The following is a 17,008-nucleotide window of genomic DNA, read 5'->3' as shown; positions in this document are numbered from 1 at the left end:
ATGGCAGCGGTTACCAACCTTCTCGCGGGCCGGGGAGTGTTCAGACAAAGGATGAGGCTATGGTTCAAGTTCGCAAACTGGTGTTAGCAATAGCGGCTGCCTCGGCGCTGTCCTCCGGTATGGCGCAGGCGCTGCAGCTGGGGGAAATGACCCTCAAGTCGAAGTTGAACCAGCCGTTGTCGGTGGAAATCGAACTGCTCGATGTCGGTGGCCTCACCGCGTCCGAGATCACCCCGAGCCTGGCGTCGTCCCAGGCGTTTGTGGATGCGGGCGTCGATCGCCAGGCATTCCTCAATGACCTGACGTTTACCCCGGTCATCAACCCTAATGGGCGCAGCGTGGTGCGTGTCACCTCCAGCAAGCCGTTGCCCGATTCCTACATACGCTTCCTGCTGCAGGTGCAATGGCCCAATGGCCGCCTGATGCGCGACTACAGCGTGCTGCTCGACCCGGCCAAGTTCGATCAGGCAACACCTGCACCGACGGCAGCGGCTCCTGCGCCGACAGTGCGTTTGAGCGCGCCGGCGAATACCGCGCCTGCCGTCAGCAAACCGGCCCAGCACACCACGACTTCGCGCGACACCCTGTGGGAAATCGCCGAGAAGAACCGTAATGGCGCGTCGGTGCAGCAAACGATGCTGGCGATCCAGGCGCTCAACCCGGATGCCTTCATCGATGGCAACATCAACCGTTTGAAAACCGGCCAGGTCCTGCGCCTGCCGGATCGTGTGCAAGCCACCAGCCTGCCGCAATCGAAGGCCATTGCCGAGGTGACTGCGCAGAACAATGCCTGGCGCCAGGGCCGTCGCGCGGCGACGAACCCGGTGGCCGGCAAGCAACAACTGGACGCCACCAAGCGGACCCAGGCGGGCAGTGCACCCTCAAGCACCAACACCCAGGACAACCTGAGCCTGGTCTCGGCCGAGTCCGCCAAAAAAGGCGCGAAGGGCAAGGCGGGTGACAACCGCGCCCTGAGCGACAAGCTGGCGATGACTCAGGAACAACTGGACACCACCCGTCGCGACAATGAAGAACTGAAAAGCCGTGCGGCCGATCTGCAAAGCCAGTTGGACAAGCTGCAAAAGCTGATCCAGCTGAAAAACGATCAGCTGGCGCGCTTGCAGGCCGAAAAAGGCGACCCGTCTGCTGCCCCTGCGACGGCAGCGATGTCGGCGCAGTTGGCCAACGCTCCGGCCGCCGCGGCACCTGCCACGCCTGCGCCTGCGACCCCGGAAGCCACTGCGCCAGCCCCTGAGCCGATCAAGCCGCAAGCCGCGCCTGCCTCGGCCGAAGACAAATTCAACGACCTGCTGACCAACCCGATCGTGCTCGGCGTGGTCGGCGGTGCGGCGGGCCTGGTGGTGTTGCTGCTCCTGCTGCTGTGGGCGCGTCATCGCAACGCTCGCCGCGAAGAGGAAAAACACCTGCGCATGGCGCGGGCGCTGGCGGAAGAGCCGGAGTTCACCTCCAACCTCGATCATGACCTGCCACCAGACAGCTTCGAAGGCCTGGAGGTGCCAGCTCCCAATGTAAAGCTGGCAGCGGCCCCAACCCCCGCCCTGGTGGTTGAGGAGCCGGTAATCACACCAACCGTTGCCTCCGTGCTCGCGCCTTTGGCCGTTGCAGTGGCCCCGATGAATTCCAGCGACGCCCTGGCGCAGGCCCAGTCCCATATCGATCGCGGCCACCTGAACCAGGCCGCCGATGTGCTGGAGCAGGCGATCAAGCACGAGCCCAAGCGCAGCGACCTGCGTTTGAAGCTGATGGAAGTCTACGGCCTGCAAAACGATAAGGACGGTTTCGTGACCCAGGAGCGTCAACTGGTAGCCAATGGTGAAAACCATGCCCAGGTTGAACAGCTCAAGTCGCGCTTCCCGGCCATGGCCGTGTTGGCGGCTGGTGTCAGCGCCGCGGTTGCCGCCGCCGCGCTGGACGCCCAGTACGTCAAGGACCTGCTGGAAGACAAGCCGGCCGCACCGGCGCCGACGCCTGCTCCCGAGGCTGATGCGTTCGACACCGATTTCGACCTGAGCCTGGACGACCTGGAAGCGGCTTCCCCGGCTGTGGTCATCCCGGATGATGAGTTGAGCTTTGAGTCGGTGCTGCAACAGCAGACCGATGCCAAGGCCAGCCCGGACGACCTGTCGGACTTTGACCTGGACCTGCAACTGGACGCGCCGGGCTCTGCGCAGTCCGATGACGACTTCCTCTCGGGCCTTGAAGACCAGATGAAGGACGTGCCAGCCGTTGAACCGCCCACCCTCACGCCGGCTGCGCTGGACGATTTCGACCTGCCGGAAGACTTCGACCTGTCCCTGGCCGATGAGCCAGAGACGCCTGGCGCTGCCAAGCCCGATGCGTTTGCGTCGGAGCTGGATGACGTCAACGCTGAGTTGGATCGTCTGTCCCAGAGCCTTGAGCATCCGCCCATCGAGCCGTCCTTTACTGCTGAAGACGCGGCGCTGGGGGGCGATGAGCCGGAATTCGATTTCCTCTCCGGCACCGATGAAGTCGCGACCAAGCTGGACCTGGCCCAGGCCTATATCGACATGGGGGATGCCGACGGTGCGCGGGACATTCTCAGCGAAGTGCTGACCGAAGGTGACGAGGTTCAGCGCGGCGAGGCCAAGGAAATGCTCGGCCGTATCTGACGGGCGACGAAACTCTAATGTGGGAGCGGGCTTGCTCGCGAATACGATGGTTCAGTCACCATTTGCAGTGACTGACACTGCGCATTCGCGAGCAAGCCCGCTCCCACATTTGGCTCGGCGCCAGTCCTTAACAAAAGCGCCCATCTCGCTATTTCGGCCTTTATAATGGCCACCTTTGCGCAACTCATCAGGCTCTCAGTTCTTGGCAAATATAGATAACCCGGCTGCCGAAATGGCGGCCGCAGGCTTTTACCGCATCGCCCTGGGCGTGGAATACAAAGGCTCGCGCTATCGCGGCTGGCAGCGCCAGGCCTCGGGTGTACCGACGGTGCAGGAAACCCTGGAAAACGCCTTGTCGAAGGTCGCCGACTCGCCGGTGTCGTTGATGTGCGCCGGGCGTACGGACGCCGGTGTGCACGCCTGTGGCCAGGTGGTGCACTTCGATACCCAAGCCGAGCGCTCAATGAAGGCGTGGGTCATGGGCGCCAATATCAACTTGCCCCATGATGTCAGCGTCAGTTGGGCCAAGGTCATGCCTGCGCACTTTCATGCGCGCTTCAAGGCCATCGCCCGGCGCTACCGCTACGTGATCTACAACGATCAGATCCGCCCGGCGCACCTCAACGAAGAAATCACCTGGAACCACCGCCCGCTGGACGCAGACCGCATGGCCGAGGCCGCGCAGTATCTGGTAGGCGTGCATGACTTCAGTGCGTTCCGCGCCGGCCAGTGCCAGGCCAAGTCGCCGATCAAGGAAGTCCACCACCTGCGGGTGACCCGTCACGGCAAGATGATCGTGCTGGATATCCGCGCCGGGGCGTTCCTGCATCACATGGTGCGCAACATTGCCGGTGTGTTGATGACCATCGGCACGGGCGAGCGCCCGGTGGAATGGGCCAAGGAGGTGCTGGAAAGCCGGATCCGCCGTACCGGCGGCGTGACGGCTCACCCTTTCGGCCTGTACCTGGTGGATGTGGAGTATCGCGACGAGTTCGAATTGCCGGAACGTTTCATCGGGCCACACTTCCTCACCGGTTTCAGCGAACTTGGCGGCTGACGCCCGGAAAAGCTTTTGTTACCATCCGGGACTTTATCGGTCCGATGCCTGAGGTTTTCACGACATGTCCGCCGTTCGCAGCAAGATTTGCGGGATTACCCGCATGGAAGACGCGCTGGCGGCAGTCGAGGCGGGAGCGGATGCCATCGGTTTCGTGTTTTACGCCAAGAGCCCGCGTGCGGTGAATGTCTTGCAGGCACGGGCGATCATCGCCGCGCTGCCGCCGTTCGTGACCACCGTGGGCTTGTTCGTCAACGCCAGCCGCTGTGAACTCAACGAAACCCTGGATGCCGTGCCGCTGGACATGCTGCAGTTTCACGGTGACGAAAGCCCTGATGAGTGCGAAAGCTACCAGCGCCCTTACATCAAGGCGTTGCGCGTCAAGGCCGGCGACGATATCGCGGCGGCATGCGCGGCCTACACCGGCGCTCGCGGGATTTTGCTGGACACCTATGTCGAAGGCGTACCCGGGGGGACGGGGGAGGCGTTCGATTGGTCGCTGATTCCCGAGGGCCTGAGCAAGCCGATCATCCTGGCGGGCGGGCTCAACCCCGCGAATGTCGGGGCTGCGATCGAGCAGGTGCGCCCGTATGCCGTGGATGTCAGCGGTGGGGTGGAGCAGGGCAAGGGCATCAAGGATCACGCCAAGATTCGCGCATTCATGCAAGCCGTGCGCAACAGCAGTGGCGGGATGTGACGGCTGGCAGTCTGCCGCCGTCCATAACTACCACTGTGTAAAACAGCCCGGCGCCGCCTGCGGGAGGCCCGGAAATGAAGTGGCAACCTTGCACGGGCAGGTTGTCTGGAAGGCTGAGGAAGTGTGCAGGAAATGGCCGGTCGAACACCTGACCCCGTCCTGCATGCGTCATCGCCACATATGAATTTAGCTCAAGGGCATACGCGGGGCTGTGTTCAAGCCACCGGTACTGGAGAAAGAAAGCATGAGCAACTGGTTAGTAGACAAACTGATCCCTTCGATCATGCGTTCCGAGGTGAAGAAAAGCTCGGTTCCTGAAGGTCTGTGGCACAAGTGCCCATCCTGCGACGCGGTGCTGTACCGCCCGGAGCTGGAAAAGACCCTGGACGTTTGCCCCAAGTGCAACCACCACATGCGTATCGGCGCCCGCGCCCGCATCGACATCTTCCTTGATGCAGAAGGTCGCAACGAGCTGGGTGCTGACCTGGAGCCGGTCGACCGTCTCAAGTTCCGCGACGGCAAGAAGTACAAGGACCGCCTGACCGCTGCGCAAAAGCAGACCGGCGAGAAAGACGCGTTGATTTCCGTCAGCGGCAAGCTGCTGGGCATGCCTGTCGTGGTGTCGGCGTTCGAGTTCTCGTTCATGGGCGGCTCCATGGGTGCCATCGTCGGTGAGCGCTTTGTGCGCGCTGCCAACTACGCCCTGGAAAACCGTTGCCCGATGATCTGCTTCGCCGCCTCCGGTGGTGCGCGCATGCAGGAAGCCCTGATTTCCCTGATGCAAATGGCCAAGACCTCTGCGGTACTGGCGCGTCTGCGTGAAGAAGGCATCCCGTTCATCTCCGTGCTGACCGACCCGGTCTACGGCGGCGTTTCCGCGAGCCTGGCGATGCTGGGTGACGTGATCGTTGGCGAACCAAAGGCCCTGATCGGCTTTGCTGGTCCGCGCGTGATTGAGCAGACCGTGCGTGAAAAACTGCCGGAAGGCTTCCAGCGCAGCGAGTTCCTGCTGGAGCACGGCGCCATCGACCTGATCATCCCGCGTGGCGAGCTGCGCCCACGCCTGGGTAACCTGCTGGCACAGATGATGGGCCTGCCTACCCCTGTGTACGTTGCGCCTAAAGTCGAACCGATCGTCGTGCCACCGGTGCCAGCAAACCTATGACCCAACGTACCCTGGGCGAATGGCTCGCCTACCTTGAGCAGTTGCATCCGTCCGCCATCGACATGGGCCTGGAGCGCTCGCAACAGGTAGCGGCCCGCCTCGGGTTGGGCCGCCCGGCACCGCGCGTGATCACGGTGACCGGTACCAACGGCAAAGGCTCTACCTGCGCCTTTGTCGCCGCGCTGCTGCAAGCCCAAGGGCTGAAAGTGGGCGTGTACAATTCCCCGCACCTGCTGCGTTATAACGAGCGGGTGCAGCTCAATGGCGTCGAAGCCACTGATGAGCAACTCTGCGAAGCCTTCGCCGCACTCGATGCCGGGCGTGGCGAGATTTCCCTGACTTACTTCGAAATGGGCACCCTGGCGGCGTTCTGGCTGTTCGAGCGTGCCCAGCTGGATGTGGTCGTGCTGGAAGTTGGCCTGGGCGGGCGCCTGGACACGGTCAATGTGGTGGACGCCGACCTGGCGTTGATCACCAGCATTGGTGTGGACCACGCCGATTACCTGGGCAATACCCGCGAGTCCGTCGCCTTTGAAAAGGCCGGGATCTTCCGCCAGGGCAAGCCGGCGCTGTGTGGTGATCTTGACCCGCCGCACACCTTGCTCGACAAGGTGCGTGAGCTGGATTGCCCGTTCTTCCTGCGTGGCCGCGAATTCAGCCTGGAGATCGGTGAGCAGCGCTGGCAATGGTGTGGGCGTGATGGGCGCGGCCAAGTTGTCGAGTTACGCGACCTGCCGTTGCTGAACCTGCCGATGGAAAATGCCGCACTGGCCCTGCAGGCCTATCTGCTGCTGGACCTGCCTTGGAATGCCGAGCAGATCGCCGCTACCTTGCTGGCGACTCGCGTGGTGGGGCGTCTGGACCGTCGTGAGTTCGAATGGCAGGGTAAGCGCCTGAACCTGTTGCTTGACGTGGGGCACAATCCCCATGCGGCCGAGTACTTGGCGCAGCGTTTGTCCCGCACGCCGCCGGCCGGTCGTCGACTGGCCGTGTTTGGCTTGCTGGCCGACAAAGACCTGGAGGGCGTGGTTGCGCCCTTGCTGGGCAATGTCCAGGCCTGGGCTGTAGCGCCGCTGGATACGCCGCGCAGCCGCCCGGCCGCCGAGCTTGAAGCGGCCTTGCAGAACCTTGGTGCGCCGGTGGCGTCGTATGCAAGCGTGACTGATGCCCTTGAGGCGCAGTGCGCCGTTGCCACACCTGACGATGAGATTCTGTTGTTCGGATCATTTTATTGTGTTGCCGAGGCGCTTGAGTGGTTGGCCCGGCGCTCCACGGAGGAAGCTGCACATGGCATTACTGGATAGCGCATACAAGCAGCGAATGGTCGGAGCCCTGGTTCTGGTGGCGTTGGCGGTGATTTTTTTGCCGATGCTGTTTTCCCGCCAGGACGAGCAGCGCCAGGTTGTCGTAGAGGCCCCGGCTGCGCCCCAGGCGCCTGCAGTGCCCCAGGTACAGGTCGAGCCGGTGGTGGTGCCCGAGCCCCAAGCATTGCCGGAGGAAGAGCCGGTGCCGAGCGATGCGGAAGTGGCTGCCCAGCAGCCGCCTTCAGCGCCTGTGCAGCCGAGTGTGCCAGTGGTCAAGCCAGCGCCTGCTGCGCCGGTGGCAGCCGCGAAGCCCGCTGCCCCAGCACCTGCGCCCAAACCGGTAGCGCCGCAACCGGCTGCGCCGGGTAAGCCGGATGTGGGTCAGAGCCGCATCGACCCGAATGGTTTGCCGATCAGCTGGTCCATCCAAGTGGCCAGCCTGGGCAACCGTGAAGGTGCTGATGCCTTGCAGAAAAAACTGCGCAGCCAGGGCTATAACGCCTATATCCGCAGCGCCGATGGCAAGAACCGCGTGTTTATCGGGCCGCTGATCGAGCGTGCCGAGGCGGACCGGCTGCGGGACCTGCTGGATCGCCAGCAGAACCTCAAGGGTTTCGTGACCCGTTTCCAGCCTGAGCGCGGTTAATACCGCCAGTCTCTGATTGGAATGCAAGCCAAATGTGGGAGCTGGCTTGCCTGCGATGAGGGTGGGTCAATCAACAGTAATGTTGAATGTGCCGGCCCTATCGCAGGCAAGTCAGCTCCCACATGGGTTTTGGGGTGTGGTTGAAATCGGGTTTTCTAACCCCAACCTATTGATTTGCAACGCAGCCGTAATCACAGCTTACCGACAGCCCAGCGCTCTGCTAAAATGCGCCGCCTCATCTGTCCGTAGGCTGCACTGTGCCATTTACCTGGGTTGATTGGGCGATCGTTGCCATCGTCGCCATCTCCGCTTTGATCAGTCTAAGCCGCGGCTTCGTAAAAGAAGCACTGTCGTTGCTGACCTGGATCATCGCAGGAGTCGTAGCCTGGATGTTCGGCGGTTCACTGTCGGTCTACCTGGCCGGATACATCGAGACACCTTCGGCTCGCGTCATCGCGGGCTGCGCCATCATGTTCATCGCCACGCTGCTGGTGGGGGCAATGGTCAATTATCTTATTGGCGAGTTGATACGTGTCACCGGCCTCTCCGGGACCGATCGATTTCTCGGCATGGCCTTCGGCGCCGCACGTGGCGGCTTGCTGGTGGTTGTGGCGGTCGGACTGTTGAGCCTGGGGCCAGTACAGCAGGATTCGTGGTGGCAGGAGTCGGTACTCGTGCCAAAATTTCTATTGGTTGCAGATTGGTCCAAGAACCTCATATTGGGGTGGAGCAGTCAGTGGCTGGCCAGCGGAATCAGCGTACCCGCTGACCTTCCGTTCAAGGAGCACCTCTTACCGGCCAAAACGCCTCAGTAAGTTGTGTTCAGTCAAGATTCATTAAGTAGGGGTTGCGTCGCATGTGTGGCATCGTCGGTATCGTCGGTAAGTCGAACGTCAATCAGGCGCTGTATGACGCGCTAACCGTCCTCCAGCACCGCGGCCAGGACGCTGCCGGTATTGTGACCAGCCACGACGGCCGGTTATTCCTGCGCAAGGACAATGGCCTGGTTCGTGACGTGTTCCATCAGCGTCACATGCAGCGCCTGGTCGGGCACATGGGTATTGGCCATGTGCGTTATCCGACTGCCGGTAGCTCGACTTCGGCCGAAGCTCAACCGTTTTACGTCAACTCGCCTTACGGCATCACCCTGGCGCACAACGGTAACCTGACCAACGTTGAACAGCTGGCCAAGGAGATTTACGAATCTGACCTGCGCCACGTCAACACCAGCTCCGACTCGGAAGTGCTGCTCAACGTGTTCGCCCACGAGTTGGCCCAGCGCGGCAAGCTGCAGCCGACCGAAGAAGACGTGTTTGCCGCCGTGACCGACGTGCACAACCGTTGCGTCGGTGGCTACGCCGTCGTGGCCATGGTCACCGGTTATGGCATCGTTGGTTTCCGTGACCCCCACGGCATCCGCCCGATCGTGTTCGGCCAGCGTCACACCGACGAAGGCGTCGAGTACATGATCGCTTCCGAAAGCGTGTCCCTGGACGTGCTCGGCTTCACCCTGATCCGCGACCTCGCGCCGGGCGAAGCGGTGTACATCACCGAAGACGGCAAGCTGCACACCCGTCAATGCGCCGTGGCGCCGAAACTCACCCCATGCATCTTCGAACACGTCTACCTGGCGCGTCCGGATTCGATCATTGACGGCGTTTCGGTCTACAAAGCGCGCCTGCGCATGGGCGAGAAGCTGGCCGAGAAGATCCTGCGCGAGCGTCCTGAGCACGACATCGACGTGGTGATCCCGATTCCGGACACCAGTCGTACCGCTGCGCTGGAGCTGGCCAACCATTTGGGCGTCAAGTTCCGCGAAGGCTTCGTGAAGAACCGCTACATCGGCCGGACCTTCATCATGCCCGGCCAGGCAGCGCGCAAGAAGTCGGTGCGTCAGAAGCTCAACGCCATCGAGTTGGAATTCCGCGGCAAGAACGTGATGCTGGTGGACGACTCCATTGTGCGCGGCACCACCTGCAAGCAGATCATCCAGATGGCCCGCGAAGCCGGTGCGAAGAACGTGTACTTCTGTTCCGCAGCGCCAGCCGTGCGTTACCCGAACGTGTACGGCATCGACATGCCGAGCGCCCACGAGCTGATCGCTCACAACCGTTCGACCCAGGACGTGGCCGACCTGATCGGCGCCGACTGGCTGATCTACCAGGACCTGCCGGACCTGATCGAAGCGGTTGGCGGTGGCAAGATCAAGATCGAGCAGTTCGACTGCGCCGTGTTCGATGGCAAGTACGTGACCGGTGACGTCGACGAGGCCTACCTGAACAAGATCGAGCAGGCGCGTAACGACTCGTCGAAGATCAAGACCCAGGCGGTCAGCGCGATCATCGATCTGTACAACAACTGAGTAAACACCGGCCCTGAGGGGCCGGTTTTGTATCTTAAATAAAGAATTGAGTAAGGAGTGGCAGCATGAGTCAGGAATGGGATGCCGGTCGGTTGGACAGCGACCTCGATGGCGTAGCTTTCGATACCCTGGCTGTGCGCGCTGGCCAGCACCGCACCCCGGAAGGTGAGCACGGTGATCCGATGTTCTTCACCTCCAGCTATGTGTTCCGCACCGCGGCCGATGCGGCTGCGCGGTTTGCCGGTGAGGTGCCGGGCAACGTGTATTCGCGCTACACCAACCCGACCGTGCGTGCGTTCGAAGAGCGTATCGCGGCGCTGGAAGGGGCCGAGCAGGCGGTGGCGACGGCAACCGGCATGGCAGCGATCCTGGCGGTGGTGATGAGCCTGTGCAGCGCGGGCGACCATGTGTTGGTGTCGCGCAGTGTGTTCGGCTCGACCATCAGCCTGTTCGAAAAGTATTTCAAGCGCTTCGGTATCGAAGTGGACTACGTGCCCCTGGCGGACTTGTCTGGCTGGGATAAGGCGATCAAGGCCAATACCAAGCTGCTGTTCGTCGAGTCGCCCTCCAACCCGCTGGCCGAGTTGGTGGATATTGCCGCGTTGTCCGAAGTGGCTCACGCCAAGGGCGCGATGCTGGTGGTCGATAACTGCTTCTGCACGCCGGCACTGCAACAGCCGTTGAAGTTGGGCGCAGACATCGTCGTGCACTCGGCCACCAAGTTCATCGACGGCCAGGGTCGTTGCATGGGCGGTGTGGTGGCCGGTCGCAGCGAGCAGATGAAAGAAGTCGTCGGCTTCCTGCGCACCGCTGGCCCGACCTTGAGCCCGTTCAACGCCTGGATTTTCCTCAAGGGCCTGGAAACCCTCAACCTGCGGATGAAGGCCCATTGCGCCAACGCCCAGGCCCTGGCCGAATGGCTGGAGCAGCAGGATGGGATCGAGAAGGTGCATTACGCCGGCCTCAAGAGCCACCCGCAGCACGAGTTGGCCCAGCGCCAGCAGCGTGGTTTCGGCGCGGTGGTGAGTTTTGAAGTGAAAGGCGGCAAAGAGGGCGCCTGGCGCTTTATCGACGCCACGCGGCTGATCTCCATCACTGCCAACCTGGGTGACAGCAAGACCACCATTACCCACCCGAGCACCACGTCCCACGGGCGCTTGGCGCCGGCGGAGCGTGAAGCGGCCGGTATCCGCGACAGCCTGATCCGCATCGCGGTCGGCCTGGAAGATGTGGCCGACCTGCAGGCGGACCTGGCTCGCGGGCTGGCAGCCTTGTGATCGAGTGGTCCATGGAAGCAGCGACGGCCAGTAACGGCCGTGTAGCGCTGGTGACAGGCGCCGCGCGGGGCATCGGCCTCGGTATCGCGGCGTGGCTGATCAGTGAAGGCTGGCAGGTAGTGTTGACCGACCTTGACCGCGAGCGCGGTGCCAAGGTGTCCAAGGTGCTGGGCGACAACGCCTGGTTTATCACCATGGACGTGGCTGACGAGAAACAGGTGGCCCAAGGCGTTGCTGAAGTGCTTGGTCAGTTCGGGCGCCTGGACGCGTTGGTGTGCAACGCTGCCGTAGCCGACCCGCACAACATCACCCTGGAAAGCCTCGACCTGGCTTACTGGAACCGGGTGCTGGCGGTGAACCTGAGCGGGCCGATGCTGCTGGCCAAGCACTGTGCGCCGTACCTGCGCGCTCACGGCGGGGCGATCGTCAACCTGGCCTCGACCCGTGCCCGTCAATCGGAGCCGGACACCGAAGCCTATGCGGCGAGCAAGGGCGGCTTGCTGGCCCTGACTCACGCACTGGCCATGAGCCTGGGGCCGGAAGTGCGGGTCAATGCGGTCAGCCCGGGCTGGATTGACGCGCGTGACCCGGCTGCACGGCGTGCCGAGCCGTTGAGCGATGCTGATCATGCCCAGCATCCGGCAGGCCGGGTGGGCACGGTGGAGGATGTGGCCGCGATGGTGGCGTGGTTGCTGTCGCGCCAGGCCGGTTTTGTCACCGGACAAGAGTTTGTCGTGGACGGTGGCATGAGCAAGAAGATGATTTACAGCGAGTAGGGCGGATGGCCGTCTTGAAGCAATTTTGTCTTTTTCAGAAAAACTTCAAGCAGGGTATTGACTTAGGTCCGTTACCTGCGTAAATTTCGCGGCCTCAACGAAGCAAAGGGTGATTAGCTCAGCTGGGAGAGCATCTGCCTTACAAGCAGAGGGTCGGCGGTTCGATCCCGTCATCACCCACCACTTCTTGAGAGTTTTGCTTTAGGGCAAGACGCAACGTTAAAGGTTGCACCGACGCGCAGCGGTAGTTCAGTCGGTTAGAATACCGGCCTGTCACGCCGGGGGTCGCGGGTTCGAGTCCCGTCCGCTGCGCCATATTTTCCAGGTTCGATACGTCGGGCTTGAGATTGAACAGCCAAGGCTGGTCGATCAGATGTTTAAAGACGGTTGAGGGGTTTCGCTCAATCAGTCAAGCGATACGCAGCGGTAGTTCAGTCGGTTAGAATACCGGCCTGTCACGCCGGGGGTCGCGGGTTCGAGTCCCGTCCGCTGCGCCATATCTGCCTCAAGGCCCACTGAACGCCTTGAAGCACAAAGAAAGCCACTGGCTACTTTGATCCGATAGCAAAGACCCTGGTCGAAAGACCGGGGTTTTTTGTTTCTGCGATTTGATAAATACGATCTGTAGGAGCCCGCTCGCGGGCGATGGCATCCGTGAAATCGCCATCGCCCGCAAGCTGAGTCAGAATCCCAATTTGTCGCGCAGGCCGTAATACCAGGCGCCCATGGCGGCAAACGGTGTGCGCAGCAATTGGCCGCCCGGGAACGGGTAGTGCGGCAGGTCGGCAAACGCATCAAAACGCTCTGCCTGGCCTCTGAGCGCCTCGGCCAGCACCTTGCCTGCCAAGTGCGTGTACGTCACGCCATGGCCGCTGCAGCCCTGCGAATAGTAGATGTTGTCGCCCAGGCGACCCACTTGCGGCAGGCGCGACAGGGTCAGCAGGAAATTGCCGGTCCAGGCATAGTCGATCTTCACGTCCTTGAGCTGCGGGAACGCTTTGAGCATTTTCGGCCGGATGATGGCTTCGATGTTGGCCGGGTCACGCGCGCCATACACCACACCGCCGCCGAAGATCAGGCGCTTGTCGCGGGTGAGTCGGTAGTAGTCGAGCAGGTAGTTGCAGTCCTCGACGCAGTAATCCTGGGGCAGCAGCGTTTTAGCCAGCTCATCACCCAGCGGCGCGGTGGTGATGACTTGCGTGCCGCAGGGCATGGACTTGGCCGCCAGCTCCGGCACCAGGTTCCCGAGGTAGGCGTTACCCGCGACAATGATGAACTTCGCCCTGACCTTGCCTTCTGCGGTGTGCACCACCGGGTTGGCGCCGCGCTCGATGCGCACTGCTGCCGATTGTTCGTAGATGGTGCCGCCCAGGGATTCAACGGCCGCCGCTTCGCCGAGTGCCAGGTTGAGCGGGTGGATGTGGCCGCCGCTCATGTCCAGCAGGCCGCCGACATAGTTGTCGCACGCCACCACTTCGCGGATACGGCGTTCGTCCAGCAGTTCCAGCTGCGTATGCCCGTAGCGTTCCCACAGGCGCTTCTGTGACTCCAGGTGGCCCATGTGCTTGCTGTTGAGGGCGGCGAACACGCCGCCGTCCTTCAAGTCGCACTGGATCTGATACTTGGCGACCCGCTCGCGAATGATCTTGCCGCCTTCAAACGCCATCTGCCCCAGCAGTTGCGCCTGCTTCGGGCCCACGCTGCGCTCGATCACGTCGATATCGCGGCTGTAGCTGTTGACGATCTGCCCGCCATTGCGGCCCGAAGCGCCAAACCCGACCTTGGCGGCTTCCAGTACCGTGACGCGAAAACCGTTCTCCAGCAGGAACAGCGCACTGGAGAGGCCGGTATAGCCAGCGCCAATGATGCACACATCGGTTTCGACTTCCCCTTGCAGCATTGGGCGAGGCGGGACCGCATTGGCGGACGCGGCGTAATACGACTGGGGGTAGGGGGTGTTCGCCATCCTGGAACCTCTGTTTTATATTTTTTACGAGTGCCCAGATCCTACCTGAGTTGAAAATTGCCTGCCAGCCACCCGAAAACCACGGGTGTACCCCACGCAAATAAAAAATTCGCATATTCATAGGGTTAGCTGCAAAAAAGATGTTGACACCCCTTCGGAATTCCGTAGAATGCCGCCTCACAGCAGGCACGTAGCTCAGTTGGTTAGAGCACCACCTTGACATGGTGGGGGTCGTTGGTTCGAGTCCAATCGCGCCTACCAAACAAAATCCGCTCTGCTGGGCGGTCTAGAAGGGCTCACCGAAAGGTGGGCCCTTTTTTGTTGTCTGAAATTTGGGCGAGCACCTGCCTTGGCCCGAATCGCCAATATCGGTTGCTACAGGAGAGTCAGCAGAAAAGCGTAGCCACCGACAGCAGGCAGATGATTTGTACAACCATCTGGCAGCGTATTTCACCATTCGTTGTCGCCATTCCCATTTGTCCGGCGTACATAGCGGCTACCCTCTTTGTCGGCAACAGTGCCGTCAGCGATGCGCGGGAACGCGCAAGGCCTGAATTGAGTATAGGTCTGTAACAGAATTCGTCACTGTTGGGCTGGCACTGTGCCTGCGAGGCGATGGAAGCCCTGTATTTTCACATCTGATCAGTAATGCCTAAGTGCCATCATCTATGTACAATTGCCCCCGACCGATACCCGGTCGAGCCAATGATGGCGATAGGGAGTGGTGGTTATGAGCGTTCGGATTGCGTTTGGGGTTGCAGCACTGGTGATGTTGGCAGGTTGTGCCACTAGCCGCTCGGAAGTGGATGTCAATGTTGCACCGCTGAGTGCCACGCAGGCGGCTGCCGCCAGCAATGGCAAGAAGGTGCTGATCAGCACCGTCGATGATCGTGTCTTCCAGATCTCCCCTCGCAGCCCCGATGTCCCCTCCCTGAAAAACGATGAAGTGACGGACAAGTCGATCACCGAGCGCGCCATTGCGCGCAAGCGCAACAGCTATGGCAAAGGCCTGGGCGATGTGCTGCTGCCGTCGGGGCGCACGGTGTCCCAGTTGGTGAATGAGTCGGTCGCCGCTGCCTACAAGCAGGCTGGCTACCAAGTGGTGACCGAGCCGGGCACCGCCGATGCAACGGCCGTGAAGGTGCACATCGTTGAGTTCTGGTCGTGGTTCACCCCGGGGTTCTTCTACGTCGACGTCAGCAACAAGTCTCACCTGCGCATCGAAACACCGGGCGCCACTGAGCTGAATGTGGTCACCCGTAAAAACGAAAGCATGCAGGCAGTCACTGAAAACGACTGGAAGAAGATCACCGAGGCCGGTTTGCAGGAAGTGTCGCGCGAAACCCTCAAGCAGCTCTGATCCTGGATAAAAAATGGGCCAACCGAAAGGTTGGCCCATTTTTGTATCTGCCACATAAACCTGCTGGAGGCCCTTGCTGACATGATTGATCACAACACCGGTGAACGCGTCATCATCACCAGCGGCCCCAGCGGCGCGTTTTTCCGCATTCTGGGTGAGCGCAGGTCCGTGTGGCTGGACAAGGTGCTCAGCGCAGACCTGTGCCTGTGCTACCGCGTTGAACGGCATGAGACGCCTGAAGGCGCCAAATACCTGGAGTACCATTTCGGCCGTGCTGCTGACCCTGAAAAACTGCAGGGGATTGTGGACTCCATGACCTTTGATACCCACTACCTGGCAGGTGACAACGCCAATGCGCTGGCCCCGTTTTCACTGGTCTCGGAGGTCTTTGGCGCCGAGGAAGTGGTGCGGTTTTTGTCCGCCTTGGCGATTGGCCTGCTGACCTCCGTGCAGCGGGGCGTGATGAGCCTGGAGGAAGCCGAACAACTGCTTTTTACCCCCAGGACCTACGAGCTGTTGATGGACCGAGGGATTTCCCCGGACCTCTGCAACCTGGTGATGGAAGCGTGCGAGCTGGAGGATGTGCTCAGCCTGATCCCGTCGAAGTTCGACGAGAACGTGCTTCGCAGCATCGATCAGTTTGTCGCGCTACTGGGCCGCTCCGAGGCGCCCGGGCCCTACGACTGGCACGCAGAGTTCCGCTAACGGCTGGCATCAGCGAGTCTGGGTCACCTTCTTCAAAAACCTCGGCTGATCGGGATTACGCCCGCGCGCCACCGCCAACAGCGCAGCACTCAGATAAAACCCCTGGATCATCGTGAACGGCTCCAGCAATGGATGCGCCGTCGGTACGCTGGGCAACAAGCCTTCGCAGGCGGTACCGCGCGGGGCCACCACCAACACCTGGGCGCCACGGGCGCGCATTTCTTCGGCAAACGCCAGGCTGCCCGGTTGCTCCGGGCCTGAGGGGGCAAAGACCAGCACGGGGTAGCCTTCCTCGATGATCTCCATCGGGCCATGACGCACTTCGGCACTGGAAAACGCCTCGGCCTGGATGCCAGAGGTTTCCTTCAATTTAAGCGCGGCCTCTTGCGCGATAGGCAAGGCTGCTCCTCGGCCGATCACGATCATCTTGTCGGCGCTCGCCAATACCTTGTGCAGCGCCGACCAGTCTTCGTTAGCCGCCTGGCGCATTTGCTCCGGCAGCGTGTGCAGGGCTTGGCTCAACCCGCTGTCGATGGCCAGCGCGTCGGCCAGGTAGGCCACGGATTGAGCGCCCGCCATCAACATCGCCACATAGCTCTTGGTGGCGGCCACGCTTTGTTCCAGGCCGGCCGGCAACAGCACTTCATGATCGCTCACCGCCGCCAGCGGCGAGGCCGGTGTATTGACCAGCGCCACCGAGCGCGCACCGCGTTGCTGCAGGTAGTGCACACTGTCGATCAGGTCCGGGCTTTTGCCGGATTGGGAAAAGGCCGCGACCCACGCGTTTTTCAGGCGCAGTGGCGGCTGTTGCAGGCTGACCAGCGACAACGGAATCGACAGGCTCGGCACGCCCACCTGGCTCATCAGGGCGTAGCTGAAATAGGCGGCTGCATGGTCCGAGCTGCCGCGTGCAACGGTGATCATCAGTTCGGGCAGCGCCTGCGCCCATTGCTGGCTCAGTGCACGCACGGCGCTGTCCTCGTCGAGCATGCGCTGCAGGATCGCGGGGATGGACAGGGTTTCACTCAACATGAACGACATG

General features: G+C 61.7%; 14 protein-coding genes and 4 tRNA genes. 16 read left to right on the top strand and 2 right to left on the bottom strand.

Annotation, left to right across the window (positions count from 1 at the left end):
• The first annotated feature begins 59 nt into the window (after positions 1–59).
• From M2394_RS19340 to M2394_RS19280, 13 genes are all read left to right on the top strand, one after another.
• Positions 60–2,651: a FimV/HubP family polar landmark protein gene (locus tag M2394_RS19340; protein WP_259173654.1), complete on the top strand. Its 2,592-nt coding sequence runs from the start codon at positions 60–62 to the stop codon at positions 2,649–2,651.
• A 232-nt stretch (positions 2,652–2,883) separates the two neighbouring features.
• Positions 2,884–3,708, top strand: coding sequence for a tRNA pseudouridine(38-40) synthase TruA (gene truA, locus M2394_RS19335; protein WP_178924501.1), 825 nt, complete (start codon positions 2,884–2,886; stop codon positions 3,706–3,708).
• Between the two features lie 64 nt (positions 3,709–3,772).
• Positions 3,773–4,405: a phosphoribosylanthranilate isomerase gene (locus M2394_RS19330; RefSeq protein ID WP_259173650.1), complete on the top strand. Its 633-nt coding sequence runs from the start codon at positions 3,773–3,775 to the stop codon at positions 4,403–4,405.
• Positions 4,406–4,649: 244 nt separating this feature from the next.
• Positions 4,650–5,570 carry an acetyl-CoA carboxylase, carboxyltransferase subunit beta gene (gene accD / locus M2394_RS19325; protein ID WP_025856447.1) on the top strand — a complete coding sequence of 307 codons (921 nt, stop codon included), beginning with the start codon at positions 4,650–4,652 and terminating at the stop codon, positions 5,568–5,570.
• Positions 5,567–6,874 carry a bifunctional tetrahydrofolate synthase/dihydrofolate synthase gene (folC, locus tag M2394_RS19320; RefSeq protein WP_259173635.1) on the top strand — a complete coding sequence of 436 codons (1,308 nt, stop codon included), beginning with the start codon at positions 5,567–5,569 and terminating at the stop codon, positions 6,872–6,874. Before accD ends, folC begins: the two co-directional genes overlap by 4 nt.
• Positions 6,858–7,520 carry an SPOR domain-containing protein gene (locus M2394_RS19315; protein ID WP_178924438.1) on the top strand — a complete coding sequence of 221 codons (663 nt, stop codon included), beginning with the start codon at positions 6,858–6,860 and terminating at the stop codon, positions 7,518–7,520. Before folC ends, M2394_RS19315 begins: the two co-directional genes overlap by 17 nt.
• A gap of 257 nt (positions 7,521–7,777) precedes the next feature.
• The gene (locus M2394_RS19310) at positions 7,778–8,335 is read left to right on the top strand and encodes a CvpA family protein (RefSeq protein WP_003212681.1); all 558 of its coding nucleotides are present in this window, start codon (positions 7,778–7,780) and stop codon (positions 8,333–8,335) included.
• Positions 8,336–8,376: 41 nt separating this feature from the next.
• Positions 8,377–9,882, top strand: coding sequence for an amidophosphoribosyltransferase (purF, locus tag M2394_RS19305; protein WP_058426877.1), 1,506 nt, complete (start codon positions 8,377–8,379; stop codon positions 9,880–9,882).
• Between the two features lie 65 nt (positions 9,883–9,947).
• Positions 9,948–11,159 (top strand): O-succinylhomoserine sulfhydrylase, encoded by a 1,212-nt coding sequence (locus M2394_RS19300; protein WP_178924436.1) that lies wholly within the window; start codon positions 9,948–9,950, stop codon positions 11,157–11,159.
• 11 nt (positions 11,160–11,170) lie between these two features.
• The gene (locus tag M2394_RS19295; RefSeq protein ID WP_178924499.1) at positions 11,171–11,935 is read left to right on the top strand and encodes an SDR family oxidoreductase; all 765 of its coding nucleotides are present in this window, start codon (positions 11,171–11,173) and stop codon (positions 11,933–11,935) included.
• Between the two features lie 107 nt (positions 11,936–12,042).
• Positions 12,043–12,118: transfer RNA gene (locus M2394_RS19290), tRNA-Val, on the top strand.
• Between the two features lie 55 nt (positions 12,119–12,173).
• Positions 12,174–12,250, top strand: a tRNA-Asp gene (locus M2394_RS19285).
• A 105-nt stretch (positions 12,251–12,355) separates the two neighbouring features.
• A tRNA-Asp gene (locus M2394_RS19280) sits at positions 12,356–12,432 on the top strand.
• Positions 12,433–12,617: 185 nt separating this feature from the next.
• On the opposite strand, the gene M2394_RS19275 is transcribed toward M2394_RS19280, so the two are convergent.
• Entirely contained in the window at positions 12,618–13,901 is a 1,284-nt protein-coding gene (locus M2394_RS19275; RefSeq protein ID WP_259173617.1) for an FAD-binding oxidoreductase, read from the bottom strand.
• 184 nt (positions 13,902–14,085) lie between these two features.
• On the opposite strand from M2394_RS19275, the gene M2394_RS19270 reads away from it, so the two are divergent.
• The 3 genes from M2394_RS19270 to M2394_RS19260 all read left to right on the top strand — a co-directional run bounded on the left by M2394_RS19270 (position 14,086) and on the right by M2394_RS19260 (position 15,966).
• Positions 14,086–14,162 (top strand) — tRNA-Val (locus tag M2394_RS19270).
• A gap of 469 nt (positions 14,163–14,631) precedes the next feature.
• Positions 14,632–15,261, top strand: a complete 630-nt coding sequence (locus M2394_RS19265) for a flagellar biosynthesis protein (protein WP_178924434.1) — start codon at positions 14,632–14,634, stop codon at positions 15,259–15,261.
• Positions 15,262–15,342: 81 nt separating this feature from the next.
• Complete coding sequence (locus M2394_RS19260) at positions 15,343–15,966, top strand: DUF3969 family protein (RefSeq protein WP_259173615.1); 624 nt, start codon at positions 15,343–15,345, stop codon at positions 15,964–15,966.
• 9 nt (positions 15,967–15,975) lie between these two features.
• Here the strand turns inward: M2394_RS19260 and M2394_RS19255 are convergent, their stop codons facing one another.
• Positions 15,976–17,007 (bottom strand): SIS domain-containing protein, encoded by a 1,032-nt coding sequence (locus M2394_RS19255; RefSeq protein WP_259173613.1) that lies wholly within the window; start codon positions 17,005–17,007, stop codon positions 15,976–15,978.
• Position 17,008 lies beyond the last annotated feature (1 nt).

Source organism: Pseudomonas sp. BIGb0164 (genome assembly GCF_024810135.1).
In the GTDB taxonomy this organism is placed as follows: Bacteria; Pseudomonadota; Gammaproteobacteria; order Pseudomonadales; family Pseudomonadaceae; genus Aquipseudomonas.
The sequence above is the reverse complement of the archived record's forward strand: the minus strand, read 5'-3'. Positions and strand labels throughout refer to the sequence as shown.